Source organism: Cellulosilyticum sp. WCF-2, from assembly GCF_003990395.1.
Lineage (GTDB): Bacteria > Bacillota > Clostridia > Lachnospirales > Cellulosilyticaceae > Cellulosilyticum > Cellulosilyticum lentocellum.
Genome location: NZ_CP034675.1, coordinates 3,218,388 through 3,236,779, shown reverse-complemented (window position 1 = coordinate 3,236,779; position 18,392 = coordinate 3,218,388). Strand labels below are relative to the sequence as shown.

Genomic DNA, 18,392 nt, shown 5'->3' with positions numbered 1-18,392 from the left:
CATAGGCTGAAGAATGGAAAGGAGATTATCATGAATCAAGAGATGAAAGCTTTAGCTAAAAAAGTAATCACAAAAGATGATTTTGAATATGAGGTTTGTAGACAAGGCTGGAATAGAGGAATAGAACAGTATCCTTTAGCTATTGTTTATTGCCAAAAGGAAGAAGAAATACAAGCAACCATTGCTTATGCCAAAAAGCATCATTATGATTTGCGTATTCGTTCAGGGGGACATCACTATGAGGGATATTCTAATGGAAATGAGGTTATAGTCATTGATGTCAGTGAAATGAACGCTATTGAAGTCAATGAAAATAGGCAAACGGTGACGATTCAAGGTGGTGTTAGAAATGAAGCCTTGTATAAGGCTTTAGGAGAAAAAGGCTATCCTTTTCCAGGGGGAGGTTGTCCGACTGTAGGAGTAGCAGGATTAACACTTGGTGGAGGCTGGGGCTATTCAGCTAGGTTTTTAGGACTAGCAGCAGATTCACTTTTAGAATTAGAATTAGTAGATGCTTATGGAAAAATACTTGTAGCCAATGAAAAGGTAAATCCAGAATTATTTTGGGCATGTAAAGGTGCAGGTGGAGGGCAGTTTGGTGTAGTTACCAAGCTTGTTTATAAGCTCCCAGCAAAGGTAGACTTAGCGACTTGGATTTATTTAGACTTTCCTAATAGTACACTAGTAGAAAAAAAGCAAATCATAGCCACTTGGCAAGAAACCTTTGAAACCTTGGATTCGCGTTTGAATTTAAAAATGAGCATTTATCATTCGGATGAAAGAGGCAAGGGTATCTTTATGACGGGTATTTGTTATGGAGATGCTTCATTGGCGCATGAATTATTAATGCCATTTAAGAGTATAGCATGTTCTATGGTTTTAAAATTAGAAGAGGCATCTATTTTAAAAGTGAATCAAATCATTCAAGATAGTCATCCACCTTATGAAAAGTATAAATCCAATGGGCGTTTTTTAATGAGGCGTTTACAAGACGAAGAAATAGAAGCGTTGATTAATTTGGTAGAGGTAAAACCTGAAGGCGCTTATTACGCCGCACTTTCGTTCTATGGTATGGGAGGCAAAATAGCACAGGTGCCTAAAGAAAAGGCAGCCTTTTATTATCGTGATGCAAAAGCTATTATTGGCTTACAAGCTGTCTGGGAAGATCAAGAAGCAGCACCTGTTAATAGAAAGTGGGTACTTAATCAGCTGGAACAAGTAGGAGGTTATACAGAAGGTGCTTTTGTGAATTTTCCACTAGCAGAAATAGCTGATTATGAAACAGCTTATTTTGGCACTCATACTAACCAGCTTAGAAAGATCAAGGAAAAGTATGACCCAGAAAATTGCTTTTCTTTTCCTCAAAGTATTAGAAAATAGTCACAGTAGAAAGGAAGTATCCTTTGCAACAAAAGGTGCTTTGAGTTACACTACTAAGACAGTAGAATAAAACAACATGGAGGTCAATTAATGATTCATAAAATAGGTAAAATAACAATATATGTGAATAATCAAGAAGAGGCTAAACGATTTTGGTGTGACCAATTAGAGTTTGTTGTAACTTTTGAACAGCAAATGGGCCCAGAACTTAAATGGATAGAGGTAGCGCCTAGAATAGGGGCAGAGACAACTTTTGTACTTTATGATAAGAAGGCGATGTTAGCTCAAAAAGCAGATGCTAATGTGAGCCATCCTAGCATTATTTTAAGTACGACAGATATAGCTACTGCTTATGAAAAAATGAAAAGCAAAGGTGTTGAAGTAGGTCCATTAATGCAAATGCCTTATGGAAGTATGTTTTCTTTCAAGGATATAGAAGGCAATACTTATCTACTAAGAGAAGACAAGTAACTGGCTTTAGTAAATAAGGTAAGATGAGGTCCATATCTTTATATAATAAAATAATACAAAAAAATGCAACCTTGCGATTGATGCAAGGTTGCATTTTTTGATCCAGCCACTTATGAATAACTTTTCCATGCTTACCAAGCCTCCGAAAGGGCGTCATATGGCTCCTCAGCACATAATACTTCTTTATGGCTGCAAGGTAAGTAGATAAAAGTTAAACCAAGGAGTGAGGAGCTCTTAATAGTCTTAGCCGGTGCACCCTTATGTATGAGGAAGCTAAGGCTTTAAGACTCTGGTTTAAGACTTTCTTTAGATATAAAAGATGTAAAAGCTTTTTTGACAACTTATAGGATGGCGCCTCCCGTACAGCGCACAAGTGAACCTTTTCCTTAGAGCCAGAGGTACCTATAACAATAGATTGAGACTTGGTCGACCCGGTCAGTTCCTCAGGTTAATGCTGTGGTGATTTGCCGTGGGAAGTTATTTGATTTACCTTTACTCTTATATATATGTTAGGAGAAAAACAATTCCCTAATAAAAAGTTAAAGATTTATTTATAAGCTCGTAAGATACAGGAGATTTAACTATACTAACAAGAATAAAAATCAGGCAACGTTTTCACTTGAGTTTTTTAAGAAGACCTAAAAGTAATAATTTATTTGAATATTTTAAAAACAAAGTTTATAATTTATATAAGATATATTCTTGTAAATATAGGGGGGCTATATGAAAGATAGAATCAAGTATTTTATTAATAAATTTATTTACTTTGTGGGTTTGACATGTATAGTATTTGCGATTGGATATGCAATTTTTTATGCATCAAATAGTTTTATAGCTGGATTTAAAGATGGATACAATGCCTCTGCAGGAATGATCGATTAATTTAGATTATTAATCAAGGAGCATTTTAGGAGAAGATTAAAGCTTTATCATAGACTTCAAGGGTAACCATGGATGTGTAGATATCTAGGTTATCTGTTTTTGATGCACCACAGATAATCTGTACTTATTAATAAGCTAAACAACAAGAATTCATACTAGTGATGATAGTAGTTAGTGTTTATTTAGGGGTAGAGGGGGTAAAACTATTAGCCCTCTATGTATACGGTGAATATTAACGCCAAATAATTTTCTTATTTTGTCCAAAGACACGTTGAAACTGTAGTGAGGAAACTATTTGGCAAAAGTAAATTAATGAAGTATAAAATAGTATTCTTATACTACATGTAAAATAAAACACACCTGACTCAAAATCAGGTGTGTTTTATTTGGTATCGTAATTAACAATACCGCTGGCCGGACTCGAACCGGCATGTATTTCTACGCCTGATTTTGAGTCAGGTGCGTCTGCCATTTCGCCACAGCGGCTTAAGTCATTATGTTAAGCAATGACAAAAATTATATTACCATATTTTACTCATGCTGACAAGAGACTTTATAAGACTTTTTTAGAAACAGTACTAGGGGAAGTACTAGTTATAATAAAAACATTGTATCATTTCTGATTATCCTTTAGAATAAGTAGGAAGTTATAGGATTAATGAAAGGGGGAATTGCAGCGTGAAAAATATGAATGAAGAACAGCTTATTAAAGTAGCTGCTAAAGGTGATATGGAAGCCTTTGAAATGCTTATTGGCCAATATGAAAAGAAAATCTATGCTTTATGCTTGCACCTTTTGAAGGACCCTGAAGAAGCCTATGATGCAGCACAAGAAGTATGTATTAAAGTATGGAGACAAATTGCCAATTTTGAAGGACAAGCCAAATTCAGTACTTGGCTTTATCGTATAGGAACAAATCAATGTCTAGATTTAATAAGAAAAAATAAAAAGAGAAGTCAAGATATTTCACTTTTTCAAAAAGATGAAGCTAGTGAAGAAGAATGGATGATCGAGTCACCCAAGCAAGAAGAAGGTGTAGAAGAAAAAGTAGAAAAAAAGGCCTTACAAGAAGTTGTTCAATTGGGTCTAAAGGAATTAAAAGAAGATTATCAGGTCATTATTACGTTAAGAGATATAGAAGAACATTCTTATGAGGAAATAGCAGAAGTATTAGAGATTTCCTTAGGTACAGTAAAATCTAGATTAGCTAGAGCAAGGCAAGCATTAAAAAAAGTTTTACAGCAAAATAAGGAACCGTACCAATCATTTTTTCGTCATATCAAATAGGAAGGGAGTGTGCGGCATGAATTGTGATGAATGTAAGGAAAAATTATCGCTTTATATAGATGGAATGCTAAGTGAAGAAGAAGAAAAAGCTATAGTGGCACACCTTGACCTATGTGAGACGTGCCATGAGGAGTATAAAACATTAACAGGAATAATAAGCTTACTTAAATCATCTAAAGAAGTTGAGTTACCAAAAGGTTTTCACGAAAATTTAATAAGACGTATGAAACAGGAACAAAAAGTAATACCTATTAAAACGAAGCGTTTTAAATGGGAATATCCAGCTGGTTTAGTAGCTACATTATTAGTAGGATTTATGGCATTTGGAGGTCACTTTACAGGAAATAAAAGTAGTGCAACTTCTGAAGCGCCTATGACTGCTTATAGTATGCCAGAAAGTACAGAGGAAAGTGCCGCAGAAGACATGGCAAGAGGCATTGAAAAGCAAGCAGCACCGGCTGAAGCTGCGCCTTCAGTAGTTTCTAATGAAGCAAGCAGTGGTATTCAAGAAGAAGAAAAGAGCCTTAAATCAGCTGCACTTGATGGTCAAGCAGACTCAGTGGTATGGGAAGCTACGATTAAAGATAAACCTGCTTTTTTGAAGGCAATAGAAGAGTATCTAAAAGCACAGCAATTAACTTATACGGAGGAAGAGGGGTATTTGCTTATTACAAGTACAGGTGATTATACAGCACTTTGGGAGTGGATACAGGTACAAACTGAAGTGAAACAGATTATCATTACTCATGATACAGGTAGCGATTTAAAGCTAATCTATCATGAATAAAGTCATACAAGTAAAAAGCTACAAAATATCAGAGCAATAGACTTGACAGTTAAGAGGCTTTTTGATAAATTTAACATAAAGTAGATACCAATTATTACAATGAAAAAGAGGAGTAGTAAAAATAAGAGCTTTAGCGAGATTGGGAGAGTGGAAGCCAATTGTTTCTGTTTTTATGAAGGGCGCTTTGGAGTGATAACTTTGAAAGAGGAATGCGTAAGCATTCAATAAGGGTGGAACCGCGGAAGATAACCTTTCGTCCCTTGCTTAAGGGATGGAAGGTTTTTTATATTGTCCATTCCTAGATTGAATCATTTAAGGAGGTAAATGTCATGGTAGAAAAAAACATGCAACAAATTGTAGCAGTAGCAAAATCAAGAGGTTTTGTTTATCCAGGTTCTGAAATTTATGGAGGACTTGCTAATACTTGGGATTATGGCCCACTAGGTGTTGAATTTAAAAATAATGTTAAAAAAGCATGGTGGAAGAAGTTTATTCAAGAAAGCCCATATAATGTAGGGGTAGATTGTGCACTTCTTATGAATCCACAAGTATGGGTGGCTTCAGGTCATGTTGGTGGATTTAATGATCCTCTTATGGACTGCAAAGCTTGTAAAGAGCGTTTTAGAGCAGATAAAATTATTGAAGATTATCTTGACGAACAAGGTACACCAGAAGTAGTGGATGGTTGGTCAAATGAACAAATGCAGAACTTCATTAAAGAAAAAGCTATTAAATGTCCAAGTTGTGGTGCGCATGACTTCACAGATATACGTCAATTTAACCTAATGTTTAAGACATTCCAAGGTGTAACAGAAGACTCTAAAAATGTGGTTTACTTAAGACCAGAGACAGCACAAGGAATCTTTGTTAACTTTAAAAATGTTCAAAGAACTAGCCGTAAAAAAGTACCATTTGGTATTGGCCAAGTTGGTAAATCTTTTAGAAATGAAATTACACCAGGTAACTTTATTTTTAGAACAAGAGAATTTGAACAAATGGAACTGGAATTCTTCTGTAAGCCAGGTACAGAACTTGAATGGTTTGATTACTGGAGAAGCTACTGTAAAAACTTCCTTCTTAGCCTTGGTGTAGATGAAAACAATATGAGACTTCGTGATCACTCAGCAGAAGAACTTTCTCACTATAGTAATGCCACAACAGATATTGAATTTAAATTCCCATTTGGTTGGGGAGAACTTTGGGGTATTGCAAGCCGTACAGACTTTGACCTTAAACAACATCAAGAACACTCAAAACAAGATATGACTTACTTTGACCCAACAACAAATGAAAAGTATTTACCATATGTTATTGAGCCATCTCTTGGGGCAGATCGTGTAACACTTGCATTTTTATGTGAAGCGTATGATGAAGAAACATTAGAAGATGGTGATACAAGAACGATCTTTAGATTCCATCCTGCACTCGCGCCAGTTAAAGCAGCAGTATTACCACTATCTAAGAAACTTTCTGAGGATGCCGTTAAAGTATTTGATATTCTTGCAAAAGAATTCAATGTGGAATTTGACGAAGCAGGTTCAATTGGTAAACGTTATAGAAGACAAGATGAGATTGGTACACCTTTCTGTATTACCTTTGACTTTGATTCTTTGGAGGATCAAAAAGTAACAGTACGTGATCGTGACTCTATGGCTCAAGAACGTATAGCTATTGAGGATTTAGTAGAATATATCCGTGAAAGAATGGCATTTTAATTAAAAATAATGAATAACGATAGAGAACTTATGGGCAAGACTTATAGGTTCTCTATTTTTTTATCAGAAAAACAGATCTCTCCTATATGACAAAGCATCATAGTCGAATCGTTCACTTTGATGTAATTAGGTTTTTGATTTTTTATTATCTTGTGCAATTTGTGTATAAATAATTAAAGCAAAAAGAAGAAAAATAAGACAAACCATGGCATTTCTTAAGTTGAATGAGGTTTGTTTTATAAGTTCTTTTAAATAGAAATTGTGAGATACTAAAGAAATAAGTAAATAATTCACAAAAGCTTTAGCTGATAGTAATGAAAAAATTATTAGAAAAATATAAAAATAAATATATAACATAAAATACTTTATTCAATACAGAATGTTGTGTTATAATGAACGAGAAATAAGAAATACAAGCGAGTATGATTCCGCCAAGTCAACTAAAGCTTGAAGTTTTTTATGACGCATAAAATTTAGGAGGGAAACAAATGAGTCAACAATGGGTTTATATGTTTCAAGAAGGAGAAGCAGGTAATAAGAATCTATTAGGAGGAAAAGGTGCTAACCTTGCAGAGATGACACAGCTTGGATTGCCTATTCCACATGGTTTTATAGTAACAACTGAAGCATGTACAGAGTATTATGCAAACGGTGGTTCTCTTACAGATGCTATTATGGTTCAAATCAAAGAGGCGCTTGCTAAACTTGAAGATTTAGCTGGTAAGAAATTTGGAGACACAGAGAATCCATTACTTGTATCAGTACGTTCAGGTGCGCGTGTATCAATGCCTGGTATGATGGACACTGTTCTTAACTTGGGTCTTAATGATGTGGCAGTAGAAGGTCTTGCAAAGAAAACAGGAAATACAAGATTTGCATATGACTCTTATCGCCGTTTTATTCAAATGTTCTCAGATGTTGTTATGGAAATTCCAAAACCTCGTTTTGAAAAAATTATAGATAGAATGAAAGAAGAAAAAGGTGTTCAAATGGACACTGAGCTTAATGCAGACGACCTTAAAGAAATGGTTGTTCGTTTCAAAGCACTTTACAAAGAAGAAAAAGGTGTGGAATTCCCACAAGAACCAGAACATCAATTGATGGAAGCTATTAAAGCAGTATTCCGTTCTTGGATGAATCCTCGTGCTATTGTTTACAGAAGAATGAATGATTACCCATCTGATTGGGGTACAGCAGTAAACGTACAAATGATGGTATTTGGTAATATGGGTAACACATCTGGTACAGGTGTTGCTTTCACAAGAAACCCTTCTACAGGTGAAAATAAAATTTATGGTGAATACCTCATTAATGCACAAGGTGAAGACGTTGTTGCTGGTATTCGTACACCAAACCCAATTACACAACTTGAACAAGATATGCCAGATGTATATCAAGAGTTCACAGAGATTTATACTAAGCTTGAAAATCATTATCGTGATATGCAAGATATGGAATTCACAGTTGAAGAAGGCAAATTGTTCTTCCTTCAAACACGTAATGGTAAAAGAACAGCTGGGGCTGCTCTAAAAATTGCAGTTGATTTAGTTGCAGAAGGCAAGATTACAGAAGAAACAGCTGTTTGCCGTGTAGAACCAAAACAACTTGATCAATTACTTCACCCTAACTTTGATCCAAAAGCACTTAAAGCTGCAACAGTAATCGGTAGTGCGCTTCCAGCATCTCCAGGAGCAGCAGCAGGTAAAGTTTATTTCACAGCAGAAGATGCTAAGAATGCAGCAGCAGCTGGTGAAAGAGTTATCTTAGTTCGTCTTGAAACATCTCCAGAAGATATTGAGGGTATGGCAGCAGCTCGTGGTATCTTAACTGTACGTGGCGGTATGACTTCACATGCAGCAGTAGTTGCTCGTGGTATGGGTACATGCTGTGTATCTGGATGTGGTGAGATTAAAATTGATGAAGAAGCTAAAACCTTTACATTAGGTGGCAATACATATAAAGAAGGGGATTATATCTCTTTAGATGGTTCAACAGGTAATATCTATGGTGAAGATGTAGCAACTATTGAACCAGAAATCACAGGTGATTTTGAAACACTTATGGCTTGGGCAGATAAAGCAAGAGTACTTAAAGTACGTACAAATGCTGACACACCAAGAGATGCAAGAAATGCTGTTAAATTTGGTGCAGAAGGTATCGGTCTTTGCCGTACAGAGCATATGTTCTTTGAAGAAGATCGTATTATGAAGATTCGTAAAATGATTGTATCTAAAACAGAAGCAGAAAGAAGAGAAGCACTTAAAGGTCTTCTTCCACTTCAAAGAGGTGACTTTGCAGGTATTTATGAGGCAATGGAAGGTAGACCAGTAACCATCCGTCTTCTTGATCCACCACTTCATGAATTCGTTCCACATACAGATGAGGATATTGCAGATCTTGCAAAAGAAATGGGTCTTACATTTGAAGACCTTAAAGCAACTGTAGAAGGACTTCATGAATTCAACCCAATGATGGGTCACCGTGGTTGTCGTCTTGCTGTTTCTTATCCAGAAATTGCAGAAATGCAAGCACGCGCTATCATTGAAGCTGCTGTACAAGTGAAACAAGAGAAGGGATATGATGTTGTACCAGAAATCATGATTCCACTTGTAGGTGAAAAGAAAGAACTTAAATTTGTTAAAGATATCGTTGTTAAAACAGCAGATGAAGTTATCAAAGAAGCTGGTATCGAAATGGAATACCATGTAGGTACAATGATTGAAATCCCACGTGCTGCACTTACAGCAGATGCTATTGCTGAAGAAGCTGAATTCTTCTCATTTGGTACAAATGACTTAACTCAAATGACATTTGGTTTCTCTCGTGATGATGCTGGTAAATTCTTAGATGATTACTATGGAAAAGGTATTTATGAAAGCGATCCATTTGCTAGACTTGATCAAACAGGTGTAGGTCAATTGGTACAAATGGCAGCTGAAAAAGGCCGTAAAACACGTCCAAATATTAAGCTTGGTATTTGTGGTGAACATGGTGGTGACCCATCATCAGTTGAATTCTGCCATAAGGTAGGACTTAACTATGTATCTTGTTCTCCATTCCGTGTACCAATTGCAAGACTTGCTGCAGCACAAGCAGCTATTAAAAATCGTTAATTCATTTCGAGCAAAAATCATATAGCACAGAGAGAGGAAGCTACTTTAAAGTAGCTTCTTCTTTTTGTGTAGTAAAGAAATGGATTTACTATTGAGAAAAAGTATTTAAATGTGTTACAGTGAAATAAATCAAAATACTATAAAATGACACAAAGGAGCCTTTAGATAATGACAAAAGAGACATTCACCTTTCCATCTGCTAATGGGAAAAACCAAATTTATGTCAAGTTATGGAAACCAGAAAAAGAACCTATTAAAGGTATATTACAAATTTCTCATGGTATGATTGAGCATATTGAACGTTATGATGAATTTGCGTTTTTTTTAGCTAGCAGAGGTTTTTTGGTAGTGGGAAATGATCATATGGGGCATGGTCAATCTGTTAGTAATTCAGAAGAATGGGGTTATTTTGCTAAAGAAGATAGCAGCAAGAAAGTAGTAGAAGACCTACATGCTTTAACGTTAAAGATGAAATCTAAATATCCAGGAGTGAAATATTTTGTTTTAGGCCATAGCATGGGTTCCTTTATGATTAGGCGCTACTTAATGACTTATGGTAAAGAAGTTGATGGAGCTATTATTATGGGAACAGGTATGCAACCCTTTATGAAGTTAGTCTTAGGAAAATTAATTTTAAAAGTTGTTAAAATGTTTTATGGAGAAAAGCATCGTAGTGTTTTCTTAGAACAAGTCATGTTTGGAAGCTATAATAAACGATTTAGTACAAATAAAAAAGGAAAAGAGTGGCTTACTCGAGATGAAAAAGAGGTTCAGTGCTATAGGAATGACCCGGCTTGTTCCTTTTTGTTCACAATTAATGGAATAGAAACCTTATTATCTACCTTGAGTTTTATCCAAGCAAAAGAAAATATACAATGCTTTCCCAAAGAGATTCCTATACTTATGGTATCAGGAAGTGAGGATCCCGTAGGTAATTATGGGAAGGGTGTTAAAAAGGTGTTTGAAACTTATCAGCAGCATGGGGTGAAAAACATCGTACTCAAATTATATGATGGTGCTAGACATGAACCACTTAATGAAACGAATAGGTATGAGGTTTATGAAATGATATATACTTATTTAAATAAGTGGTAAAAGGTATTGCTTTTTAAGAAAGTGCCTCATATAATCTTTATTAATCCATAAAAACCAAACAAAGGCGTACTTGGAAGCAGGTGGGTCTTTGTTTGATTTTAACAAAAATTATTTTAAAAAAAGGAAATACGTATAAAGTGTCGTATTTAATAAGTATATGGGGTGATGAGAATGTGTTACAGAGAGCAACAAGAAAAGTTTGAATGTATGCAGCTTAGTGAATTTGCGACAAAAAGCATGTTATCAAGAGGAAGAGAGCGCTTAGAAGAAGAGTGTGAGGTCAGAACGCTTTTTCAAAGAGACCGCGATCGCATTTTGCATTCTAAAGCTTTTAGACGATTAGCTCATAAGACACAGGTGTTTATTTCACCAGAAGGTGATCATTATCGCACACGTCTTACCCATACCTTGGAAGTTTCTCAAATCGCAAGAACCATAGCAAGAGCACTCAAATTAAATGAAGATCTAACAGAGGCTATTGCACTAGGGCATGACTTAGGACATACGCCATTTGGACATACAGGGGAGCATAGTTTACAAAAACTAACTGGAGGTGACTTTTCGCATAATAAGCATAGCTTACGTGTTGTAGAAGTGTTAGAAAACAATGGAAAAGGTCTGAACTTGACTTTTGAAGTAAAAGATGGTATTTTAAATCACCCAACCAGTGGTAAACCAGCGACCTTAGAAGGTAAAGTTGTCCAAATTTCAGATAAAATTGCATACATCAATCATGATATAGATGATGCGCTCAGAGGGAAGGTACTTAGGCAGGAAGACTTGCCTATTGCATATACTTCTATTTTAGGCAATACATCAAGTGAAAGAATTAGTACTTTAATTACTGACATTATTAAAGAAAGTGCGGGAAAAAATACAGTAGCTATGAGCTTAGAAATCAAAGAAGCATTTTCTAAACTACGTCAATTCCTTTTTCAAAATGTTTATATAGGTTCTTCAGCTAAAGAGCAGGAAGATAAAGCGAAACATATTGTGACAGAGCTATATGAGTATTATATTAGTGATTTAGAAAAGTTACCTATGTCATACATAGAAAGGCTTAAAATGGGGGATTCTGAAAAGCAAATAGTATGTGATTACATTGCCGGTATGACGGACCGATTTGCTATTCATGCTTATATGGACTTGTTTTTCCCAAAATCATGGAATATTTACTAATCTTAAACTTTAGAAAGGAAGGAGAATAGATGAGGTATCCAGAGCATGTAATTGAAGAAGTACGAGAAAAAAGTGATATTGTCTCTATTATCTCCGAATACACAGCACTTACTAAAAAAGGACACTCCTATACAGGGTTATGTCCTTTTCATAGTGAAAAGACACCTTCATTTTCTGTAAGTGAAGATAAACAGCTTTATTATTGTTTTGGTTGTGGTGCAGGAGGAAATGTCATTACATTTCTTATGCAAAAAGAAAGTATGACTTTTATAGAAACCATTAAGTATTTGGCAGAAAGAGAAAATATTAAGTTAGATGAAACTTATTTATCTGAAGAAGAAGTGGAAAAGAACAAAAAAAGGCAGCATCTTTTAGAAATTTTAAAAGAAAGTGCTCGTTTTTTCCATTATCAATTAAGACAAGAACAACATAAAAGTGCATTAACTTATTTAACGGATAGAGGTTTATCCTTGGAAACCATCAAGCAATTTGGTTTAGGGTATGCTTCACCACAATTTAACGAGCTTTATGAATATTTAAAGCAAAAAGGTTATTCAGATGAGCTTTTATTGGAGTCTGGATTATTTTTAAGTAGTAAAAATAGTCAGATGCCGTATGATCGTTTTGCTGACCGTATTATTTTCCCAATTTTTGATTTGAGCAAAAAAGTCATTGCTTTTGGTGGACGTGTTTTAGACGGTAGCTTACCTAAATATTTAAACTCACCGGAGAACCTACTTTTTAATAAAAGTAGGGTATTATATGGCCTTCATTTAGCCAAGACATCTTCTAGTTCATATTTTATCTTGGTAGAGGGCTATATGGATGTTATTGCTATGCATCAAGCTGGCTTTAATCAAACCATAGCGTCTCTAGGAACAGCTTTTACACCAGGGCATGCAAAGCTTATCAAGCGTCATGTTAAAGAGGTAGTCATTTTATATGATAGCGATGGTGCAGGGCAAAAAGCAGCTTTAAGAGCTATTCCTATTTTAAGAAATGAAGGGATTAAGGTCAAGGTACTTCAATTAAAAGAAGGAAAAGATCCCGATGAATTTTTAAAGACTCATGGCTATGAAGCTATGAAGAAGCTTATAGAAGAAGCACCTGTAGACATATGGTTTCAAGTACTTCATGTTGAAAAAAAGTATCAGCTTAGTAATCCAGAAGAAAAGGTGAAGTTTTTACAAGAGATAGCCACTATTTTGGCAGAATCAAGTAGCAGTATTGAACAAGCCATATATATTGGAGAAATTTGTAGTAAATATCAAATAGATGAAGCAGCTTTTAAAGCGGAAATGAACCAGCACCAAGGGCAAATATTAAAAAGGGTGAGGGAAAAAGCAAAAGAACCGCCTTCAATGATGCAAAAACAGCAACTTTTTAATAATGAAGTTATTTTTTTAGCTACGTTATATCATTATCCACAACTAGGTAGGCATATTCTAAAATATATTAAACCTGAGATGTTTCAAGAGGAGCTCTTATATGACCTAGCAAAGGCCATTATGGAGAACTTAGAGGTGGGAGATGAAGTAGATTTAAATTACTTTACAACTAAGTATCCAGAAGTAAATGAACAAAACATTATTTCTCATGTACTTATTTATAAAGACCAGCGTTACGAGGATATGGAAATCTTACAAAAGATGATGACGGAAAATGTCAAACGTCTTAATAAAACGTATATTGAAAAGCGTTTAAAACAAACAACAGATATAAAAGAAGTACAAAATCTACTATTTCAAAAAAAGGAACTTGACAAATTGAATATTGATTATATAAATGGTTAGAATAGTAGACAGGAGAAAGGATTGATAATAGTGAAAGATGTGGCAGAACAGAAACTAGCTTTTAAGGCAAAGTTAGACCAGCTTATAAACATTGCAAAAGACAAAAAAGGAATGCTTGACCAAGAAGATATCAACGATGTATTTTCAGACATGGATCTGGAACCTAGTAAAATAGAACAAATATATGAATATCTAGAAGCACAAAATATTGATGTCATTGGCAATTTAAATGACGCAGAAATAGATGATGTTGATATTGATTTAAGTAACTTACCTGATGGCATCAGTATAGATGACCCTGTTCGTATGTACCTTAAAGAAATCGGAAAAGTCCCTCTCCTTTCAGCAGAACAAGAAATTATCTTAGCACAAAGAATGCAAGATGGCGATCAAGAAGCTAAAAAGAAATTAGCAGAAGCCAACTTAAGATTGGTAGTGAGTATTGCAAAACGTTATGTAGGTCGTGGTATGCTTTTCTTAGACCTTATTCAAGAAGGAAATTTAGGTCTTATTAAAGCGGTAGAAAAATTTGATTATACAAAAGGTTTTAAATTTAGTACTTATGCAACTTGGTGGATTCGTCAAGCTATTACAAGAGCTATTGCTGATCAAGCACGTACTATTCGTATTCCAGTGCATATGGTAGAAACAATTAATAAACTCATGCGTGTATCAAGACAACTATTGCAAGAACTAGGTCGAGATCCTCAACCTGAGGAAATTGCAAAGCGCATGGATATGCCAGTTTCTAAAGTACGTGAGATTATGAAGATTTCGCAAGAACCAGTTTCTTTAGAAACACCTATTGGTGAAGAGGAAGATAGCCACTTAGGCGACTTTATTCCTGATGAGGATATACCGGTGCCAGCAGAAGCAGCGGCCTTTACTTTATTAAAAGAACAATTAATCGAAGTATTAGATACGTTGACAGAAAGAGAACAAAAAGTACTTCGCTTACGATTTGGATTAGATGACGGGCGTGCAAGAACGCTTGAAGAAGTTGGTAAAGAATTTAGCGTAACAAGAGAACGTATTCGTCAAATTGAAGCTAAGGCATTAAGAAAACTTCGTCATCCAAGTAGAAGTAAGAAATTAAAAGATTATCTCGAATAAAACTTAAAAAGTAGAAGTTGCTTAGTCAACTTCTCTTTTCTTATTAAAAATTAAAATGTAAAAGATTTGAAGAGGTGTTACAGTGCAATTATCAACGCGTTTATCAGCTTTAGTGCAATATGTTCCACATGGGAGCAGAGTTATAGATGTAGGAACAGACCATGCCTATATACCTATTTATTTAATTAAAAATAATAGGGCGGTAAGCTGTTTAGCTACAGACATTAATGCAGGCCCATTAAAAAAAGCGGCTCATAATATAAAACAACATCATATTCATCAAATTCGTTTAAAGCAAACCAATGGGTTAGAAGGTGTTTGTGAAGAAGATGGTGATGTGATTATGATTTCTGGTATGGGTGGTTATCTCATTATCGATATTTTAGAACGAGCTAAGAAACTTGTAAGTGGTATAAGAAAGCTGATACTTCAACCGCAACAGGATATTGATGAGGTGAGAAGATATTTACATCAGATAGGTTTTCGTATAGAAGATGAAGATTTTGTAATTGATGATGATAAGTATTATACTGTTATTGTGGCTGTTCCAGGAAATGAACATTATGCACATACATATGAGTATGTCTATGGAAAATGCTTAATTGAAAAAGGTTTGCCTGTATTTAAAGAATGGCTTGTTAAGAAGAAAGAAAAGCTAGAAGAAATTAGTGCGGCGCTTCAAGATAAAGAATCAGAGAGTGTTGTTAAACGTAGGCAAGAATTAGCTAAGGAATTAGCAATGCATCGGGAGGTGATGGCATGCCTATTTTAAAAGAAATAATAATTACTTTGGAAAAGTTGGCACCAATAGAATTAGCAGAGTCTTGGGATGCAGTAGGGTTAATGCTAGGAAGCGGGCAGCAAGAAATTAGTAAGGTTTTATGTGCACTTGACTTAAATGAAGAAGTAGTAGAAGAGGCCATTCAGATTCAGGCAGATTGTATTATCACTCATCATCCATTTTTTTTTAAACCATTGAAGTCTGTTGATTTAGATTCTAAAACAGGTAAAATAATTGCTAAGCTGATTAAGGCCAATATAGCAGTTTATGCCATGCATACGAACTATGATATAGCTGAAGGTGGATTAAATGATTATTTATGTGCAGGCTTAGGATTAAAGGAAGTTGAAGTTCTTCAAATGACAAAGCAAGAGAAGTTATGTAAGTGTCAAGTTTATGTACCGATTACTCATGCAGAAAGGGTAAGAGAAGTTATTGTGAACTATAATCAGTGTAAGATTGGTGATTATTTAGGATGCACGTTTATGGCCAACGGAGAAGGGACCTTTATACCATTAGAGGAAGCTCATCCTTATATAGGAACATCTGGAAGCTTAGAGAAGGTTCAGGAATGTGTTATTAGCTTTATGGTTGAGGCTAGTGAGGTTTCTAATTTGATGGAGCATATTCAAGAGATACACCCCTACGAAGAAGTAGCTTTTGATGTATTTGAGCTCAAACATATCACTAAAGAATATGGTATAGGTCGCGTAGGGGTATTACCACAAACCTTAAGTTTAGAAGCTTTTATAACTAACATTAAGCAATTTTTTAATTTGTCCTATGTACGTGTTACAAAAGTAAAGGAAGAACCAGTTATTAAGCGTGTTGCCATTTGCTCTGGTAGTGGTTCTGAATACATTTCAGTAGCAGCTAGGAAAGCGGATGTTTATATTACAGGAGATTTGAAATTTCATGAGGCACAAATGGCATATCATTTAGGTATTCCAGTCATTGATGTGGGACATTATGCTTCGGAAAATAACGCACTAAAGCCTATTGGTGATTGTATTATGAAACAATTTCCTAAATGTGAGGTTGTTTATTCTAAGGTAGATGGAGAAATGCTATTTATAAGATAGGGGGAATAAAGAATGAGTGAAATGGTCCGTGTTTTATTTAAAGATGGTAAAGAGATACAAGTGGAAAAAGGAACAACATTTGAAGAACTAGCTGAAAAAGTAAAGGGGCAGGGAGAATATCCTATTATGTTGGCTGAAACTGAAAATAGCTATAAAGAGCTAGCTTCACCTATTTTACACGACTTATCTGCTGTGCGTTTTATATACTTAAATGAAAAAGATGGGATGCGCGTTTATCAACGTAGTGCAACCTTTTTACTTGTAGCAGCTGCAAAGCGTATTTTTCCAGGTCGTCATATTATTGTCAATCATCATATAGCAGGGGGATACTTTTGTGAATTTAAAGATGATGGCTTATGTAGCAACGAAAATATCCAAAAGCTTGAAGAAATGATGTGGCAGATGGTAAGAGAAGAGTTGCCTATAAGAAAGGAAGTCTTAAGTGTAGAACAAGCAATGGAGCTTTTTGAGGCAGAAGGAATGTTAGACAAAAAGGAACTGTTTAAATATAGAAGGACTTCTACCGTTAATATCTATAGACTAGATGAGGCAAAAGATTATTTTTATGGCTATATGCTTACTAATACAAAAGCTATTCAACTTTTTAAGCTTATTCCTTATGCCCATGGCTTTATTTTACAATTTCCAGATGAAAAAGACCCCAGTCATTTAAAGACTTTTGTACCTCAACCTAAGTTGTCTAATATCTTTAGAGAGTCAGAGAGATGGGCACGGATTTTAGGAGTAGATACGGTAAGTGCACTTAATAACGTGATTGCAAAAGGTGAAATAGACGAACTTATTAAGATTTCAGAGGCACTTCATGAAAAGAGAATTGCAGAAATAGCGGATCAAATTGTGGAGAAAAAGCATATCAAGCTTGTTCTTATCGCAGGGCCTTCATCTTCTGGAAAAACGACTAGTGCAAAAAGATTAGGTATACAGCTCAAGGTAAATGGTATGAAGCCACATGTTGTGTCCATTGATGACTATTTTGTAGATAGAGAACATACGCCAAGAGATGAAAAAGGTGATTATGATTTTGAAGCCTTAGAAGCAATTGATATTCAGCTATTTAATGAGCATATGAAAGCGCTGATTGAAGGCAAAGAAGTAGAGGTCCCTACTTTTAACTTTGTAACAGGTAAAAGAGAATACAAAGGGAATAAGATTAAATTAACGCCAGATGAAATACTTATCGTAGAAGGGATTCATGGACTTAATGAGAAATTAAGCTATGCTATTCCAGCTGAAAATAAATTTAAAATTTATGTGAGTTGTTTAACACAGCTTAATATTGATGAGCATAATCGCATTCCTACTACAGATACAAGATTAATTAGACGTATGGTAAGGGATAATCAATATCGTGGTATTGACCCAGAAAAAACTTTAGCCATTTGGGCTTCTGTAAGACGTGGAGAAAATAAAAATATTTTCCCTTTTCAGGAAGAAGCAGATGCTATGCTGAATACAGTGCTAATTTATGAATTAGCAGTTCTTAAATCAAAAGCAGAGCCTTTACTTTTTAGAATTACACGTCAATCACCTTATTATGCAGAGGCTAAGCGTATGTTAAAGTTCTTAGAATATTTTTTACCAATGGATACTTCTGAGATTCCAAGCAACTCACTTATTAGAGAATTCTTGGGAGGAAGTTCCTTCCAATAACATCAAAAAAAGTAATCGATGTTAATTGACAAGAAAAAGGAAG

14 protein-coding genes, 1 tRNA gene and 1 other annotated feature are annotated in these 18,392 nt (G+C 35.1%); of the genes, 14 read left to right on the top strand and 1 reads right to left on the bottom strand.

What is annotated here, in order from left to right; genetic code table 11:
* The first annotated feature begins 30 nt into the window (after positions 1-30).
* From EKH84_RS14490 to EKH84_RS22115, 3 genes are all read left to right on the top strand, one after another.
* A complete protein-coding gene (locus EKH84_RS14490) occupies positions 31-1,380 on the top strand; it encodes an FAD-binding oxidoreductase (RefSeq protein ID WP_013657374.1) in 1,350 nt (449 codons plus the stop codon).
* Positions 1,381-1,470: 90 nt separating this feature from the next.
* Positions 1,471-1,851, top strand: a complete 381-nt coding sequence (locus tag EKH84_RS14485; RefSeq protein WP_013657373.1) for a VOC family protein — start codon at positions 1,471-1,473, stop codon at positions 1,849-1,851.
* A gap of 723 nt (positions 1,852-2,574) precedes the next feature.
* Positions 2,575-2,733 (top strand): hypothetical protein, encoded by a 159-nt coding sequence (locus EKH84_RS22115; RefSeq protein WP_013657372.1) that lies wholly within the window; start codon positions 2,575-2,577, stop codon positions 2,731-2,733.
* 405 nt (positions 2,734-3,138) lie between these two features.
* On the opposite strand, the gene EKH84_RS14480 is transcribed toward EKH84_RS22115, so the two are convergent.
* A tRNA-Leu gene (locus tag EKH84_RS14480) sits at positions 3,139-3,219 on the bottom strand.
* A gap of 201 nt (positions 3,220-3,420) precedes the next feature.
* Between EKH84_RS14480 and EKH84_RS14475 the strand changes: the two genes are divergently transcribed.
* From EKH84_RS14475 to EKH84_RS14425, 11 genes are all read left to right on the top strand, one after another.
* Positions 3,421-4,020 carry an RNA polymerase sigma factor gene (locus EKH84_RS14475; protein ID WP_041713721.1) on the top strand — a complete coding sequence of 200 codons (600 nt, stop codon included), beginning with the start codon at positions 3,421-3,423 and terminating at the stop codon, positions 4,018-4,020.
* A 16-nt stretch (positions 4,021-4,036) separates the two neighbouring features.
* The gene (locus EKH84_RS14470; RefSeq protein ID WP_127066845.1) at positions 4,037-4,807 is read left to right on the top strand and encodes an anti-sigma factor family protein; all 771 of its coding nucleotides are present in this window, start codon (positions 4,037-4,039) and stop codon (positions 4,805-4,807) included.
* A 90-nt stretch (positions 4,808-4,897) separates the two neighbouring features.
* Positions 4,898-5,071 (top strand) — a binding site (T-box leader).
* A gap of 65 nt (positions 5,072-5,136) precedes the next feature.
* Positions 5,137-6,522 carry a glycine--tRNA ligase gene (locus tag EKH84_RS14465; RefSeq protein WP_013657361.1) on the top strand — a complete coding sequence of 462 codons (1,386 nt, stop codon included), beginning with the start codon at positions 5,137-5,139 and terminating at the stop codon, positions 6,520-6,522.
* A 488-nt stretch (positions 6,523-7,010) separates the two neighbouring features.
* On the top strand, positions 7,011-9,635 hold the full coding sequence (gene ppdK / locus EKH84_RS14460) for a pyruvate, phosphate dikinase (protein WP_127066844.1): 2,625 nt from the start codon (positions 7,011-7,013) through the stop codon (positions 9,633-9,635).
* Between the two features lie 168 nt (positions 9,636-9,803).
* Entirely contained in the window at positions 9,804-10,730 is a 927-nt protein-coding gene (locus EKH84_RS14455) for an alpha/beta fold hydrolase (protein ID WP_127066843.1), read from the top strand.
* A 171-nt stretch (positions 10,731-10,901) separates the two neighbouring features.
* Positions 10,902-11,909 carry a deoxyguanosinetriphosphate triphosphohydrolase gene (locus tag EKH84_RS14450; RefSeq protein ID WP_041712981.1) on the top strand — a complete coding sequence of 336 codons (1,008 nt, stop codon included), beginning with the start codon at positions 10,902-10,904 and terminating at the stop codon, positions 11,907-11,909.
* A gap of 29 nt (positions 11,910-11,938) precedes the next feature.
* Positions 11,939-13,702 carry a DNA primase gene (gene dnaG / locus EKH84_RS14445; RefSeq protein ID WP_127066842.1) on the top strand — a complete coding sequence of 588 codons (1,764 nt, stop codon included), beginning with the start codon at positions 11,939-11,941 and terminating at the stop codon, positions 13,700-13,702.
* Positions 13,703-13,741: 39 nt separating this feature from the next.
* Positions 13,742-14,815, top strand: coding sequence for an RNA polymerase sigma factor RpoD (rpoD, locus tag EKH84_RS14440; protein WP_041713720.1), 1,074 nt, complete (start codon positions 13,742-13,744; stop codon positions 14,813-14,815).
* Between the two features lie 82 nt (positions 14,816-14,897).
* Positions 14,898-15,587 (top strand): tRNA (adenine(22)-N(1))-methyltransferase, encoded by a 690-nt coding sequence (locus tag EKH84_RS14435; protein ID WP_127066841.1) that lies wholly within the window; start codon positions 14,898-14,900, stop codon positions 15,585-15,587.
* Complete coding sequence (locus EKH84_RS14430) at positions 15,575-16,678, top strand: Nif3-like dinuclear metal center hexameric protein (protein ID WP_127066840.1); 1,104 nt, start codon at positions 15,575-15,577, stop codon at positions 16,676-16,678. The genes EKH84_RS14435 and EKH84_RS14430 overlap by 13 nt, the downstream gene beginning before the upstream one ends.
* Positions 16,679-16,690: 12 nt before the next feature.
* Positions 16,691-18,349 carry a nucleoside kinase gene (locus EKH84_RS14425; RefSeq protein ID WP_127066839.1) on the top strand — a complete coding sequence of 553 codons (1,659 nt, stop codon included), beginning with the start codon at positions 16,691-16,693 and terminating at the stop codon, positions 18,347-18,349.
* Positions 18,350-18,392 lie beyond the last annotated feature (43 nt).

Coding starts and splice junctions, on each gene's coding strand:
- EKH84_RS14490 (WP_013657374.1), top strand. CDS start 31: ATGAATCAAGAGATGAAAGCTTTAGCTAAAAAAGTAATCACAAAAGAT.
- EKH84_RS14485 (WP_013657373.1), top strand. CDS start 1,471: ATGATTCATAAAATAGGTAAAATAACAATATATGTGAATAATCAAGAA.
- EKH84_RS22115 (WP_013657372.1), top strand. CDS start 2,575: ATGAAAGATAGAATCAAGTATTTTATTAATAAATTTATTTACTTTGTG.
- EKH84_RS14455 (WP_127066843.1), top strand. CDS start 9,804: ATGACAAAAGAGACATTCACCTTTCCATCTGCTAATGGGAAAAACCAA.
- EKH84_RS14430 (WP_127066840.1), top strand. CDS start 15,575: ATGCCTATTTTAAAAGAAATAATAATTACTTTGGAAAAGTTGGCACCA.
- EKH84_RS14475 (WP_041713721.1), top strand. CDS start 3,421: ATGAATGAAGAACAGCTTATTAAAGTAGCTGCTAAAGGTGATATGGAA.
- EKH84_RS14465 (WP_013657361.1), top strand. CDS start 5,137: ATGGTAGAAAAAAACATGCAACAAATTGTAGCAGTAGCAAAATCAAGA.
- EKH84_RS14470 (WP_127066845.1), top strand. CDS start 4,037: ATGAATTGTGATGAATGTAAGGAAAAATTATCGCTTTATATAGATGGA.
- EKH84_RS14450 (WP_041712981.1), top strand. CDS start 10,902: ATGTGTTACAGAGAGCAACAAGAAAAGTTTGAATGTATGCAGCTTAGT.
- EKH84_RS14425 (WP_127066839.1), top strand. CDS start 16,691: ATGAGTGAAATGGTCCGTGTTTTATTTAAAGATGGTAAAGAGATACAA.
- ppdK (WP_127066844.1), top strand. CDS start 7,011: ATGAGTCAACAATGGGTTTATATGTTTCAAGAAGGAGAAGCAGGTAAT.
- dnaG (WP_127066842.1), top strand. CDS start 11,939: ATGAGGTATCCAGAGCATGTAATTGAAGAAGTACGAGAAAAAAGTGAT.